Here is a 2,325-nt window from a genome sequence, read left to right as displayed (position 1 = left end):
CCTCGTTCCTCCATTATTTCCACAAGATTACGAAAGCTCAAGTTGTACCGTAGGTACCATCTGACAGTAAGAAGAATAATATCGGGTTGATAATGTTTCCACTTCAATAAATTTTGCTTTTCCATACTGATCACGCCCCTTTTTAGAGTACTAGTATCAGTATGTCCAAGTTTACTAGATTTCTTGCACCAGAACCAAAAATACTACCTTTATGAAAGTAAACTTTTAAATATTAGTTTACATTTGAATAGAAAAAGAGTCCTAATTTAATAGGACTCTTTTTCTTTTATAAGTATTAAGAAATAAATAATTGTTTTAGTCAAGTCACTTAGTTCTATTGGGGGTACCGCCCGCAAAACGCGAATTTTACACGCTAAGCATATTACAACATAAAAGAGCCGTTTTTCTACTTTAAGAAAAAAATGGCTTTTCTTGTTGTAATGGTCGAAGAAATTCTAACTGTGTGCCTGGTTTACTTATACAGACTTACTCACCATCTGAATAAGACAGACCGGTATTAATGACTTCAATATCAAAATGATTTTCATCAAAATCTAACAAGTCCCATTCTTCATAGATAGGGTATTGAGGGTGTTCTGGATTCTTTATAGCCTCTAAAAATTCCATATAACCCGGAATCCCTCCTATATCCTCTAGAGGACCTGCTTTTTCCCCTCCTATACATTTTATTGCATTGGATGGAATATCCAGCATGTTTTCGACCGTAAGTTTCACTACCCAACTATCTCCAAAGTCATACAAATAATGAAAGGATTGTCCTACCTTTCGGATATGTTTTTTTAACAAGGTAGTTTCGGCGTGTAATATCGGAGATGGGGTTGACATAGCTAATGTGTGAAACGAAATTACAGGGTCTGGTGGAAAAGAGATAGCATACTTCCCTACAGTGAATTTATATAAGTGTTGATCCCCCCACTGAAATAAACATTGGATGACATCATGCAGCTCACGAAATGATAAATAATCCGGTATAATAATCCGCCTCCAAATCGGAAAAGAGCTTTCTTCTAATTCCACGTACAACTGGTAGCCTTTCATCTGTTCATTCCTCCTGTTCAACATGTCCTGTATTACTTATACATAGGATTATCTCTCAAATATGTATAGACGGAAAGTGCAAAATTGGATGATTGGATGATGCTCTTTAAAATAAGGGAAAAAATCTGTTTCATACTCTTGATGGAGGTTCCGAAAACGTTTGTTTTTGGTACTTATACCATAGACTCCTTATGTATCAAGGGGTTTATCCTTAGCGTACAAAATCCGCAAAATGATGGCGCTACCCCAACATGGATACATTCTAAAATCTTTATTTTTCTAAAATGACCCGATTGTATAAAGGTTGTACTTCACGGGAATTATCTGAATAATATTTTTGAAAAGTTTGTAGCTGATTTTTTGAAATTTCTACTGGTTGTTTTAATACATACCATTCAACATTTTCTGTATAAGGTGCAGTTGTTAATGATCCTAAATAATGATAATAATTTCTTTCTTGTGGAAGCAATTGTTGTATATTAATAGTTGTTGTAGGTGGTAATTCTATTTTTTTGTTTTTTTGAATTTGGTCTAAAATAGTTTGAAATGCTTCATTTTTCGAGCCAATTGTGAAAAATACACCTAGAACAGCAAGACGACCGGATGAGCTTTTGTTAACAAAGTGAAGCTCCATTTCATATTGTTTTCCATCTATTGTATGTTCACTTGGCGCGTGAAAATGAAATTGTGTTAAAGAAAATTGTCTACCATTAATATTAGCAATTCCATCCTGATTTTTTACTTCAATAGTATGGCCATTATCTTTTACGGAAACAAATGAATTGTTGTAATTTAGATCTAATGTTCCTATATCATTCATTGATTTTACATTATTAGATACAATATTAATCGGTGATTGATATTTACCCGATTCAATCATGTTAGATTTCGATTCGTTTTTTTCTTTTGTTGATTTTAAAACATCATTAGAACAAGCACTAATTATAATGCTAAAAACAATCAAAAATGAAAATAACTTTATTTTCATAATATTTATACACATCCTTTTGAATTATTTAGAAGAGCATAAAAAGAGGTTCCGGTGCAAAGATGATTTCAAAAAAACATAGGACATGAATTTCCTATTAACTTACGGATTATGCTGCAATTCCAAACAGTTTATCAATGAATTCTTTTCGATTTTGGGCATAGTTCACCCCTTGGTGAACTATGCCCAAAATGAGGTTGAAGTCATTCATAAGTTATTTAAGTTAGCTGCTTAACCTCAAGGTTAATAGGATATTACTATTCTATGGTTCTAGCGAA

Annotated in this window: 2 protein-coding genes and 1 pseudogene; all 3 read right to left on the bottom strand. The window is 32.9% G+C overall.

From position 1 onward, the window contains the following. Nucleotides 1-125 (bottom strand): annotated as a pseudogene (locus ACFQZ1_RS09500) (IS6 family transposase); the annotation flags it as partial. 361 nt (nt 126-486) lie between these two features. Continuing rightward, nucleotides 487-1,059 (bottom strand): plasmid pRiA4b ORF-3 family protein, encoded by a 573-nt coding sequence (locus ACFQZ1_RS09495; RefSeq protein ID WP_377881859.1) that lies wholly within the window; start codon nt 1,057-1,059, stop codon nt 487-489. A 271-nt stretch (nt 1,060-1,330) separates the two neighbouring features. After that, nucleotides 1,331-2,047, bottom strand: coding sequence for a carbonic anhydrase (locus ACFQZ1_RS09490; protein ID WP_377881858.1), 717 nt, complete (start codon nt 2,045-2,047; stop codon nt 1,331-1,333). Nucleotides 2,048-2,325 lie beyond the last annotated feature (278 nt).

Origin of the sequence: Bacillus sp. CGMCC 1.60114 (assembly GCF_042676365.1) — a bacterium.
Lineage (GTDB): Bacteria > Bacillota > Bacilli > Bacillales > Bacillaceae_G > Bacillus_A > Bacillus_A rhizoplanae_A.
The sequence above is the reverse complement of the archived record's forward strand: the minus strand, read 5'-3'. Positions and strand labels throughout refer to the sequence as shown.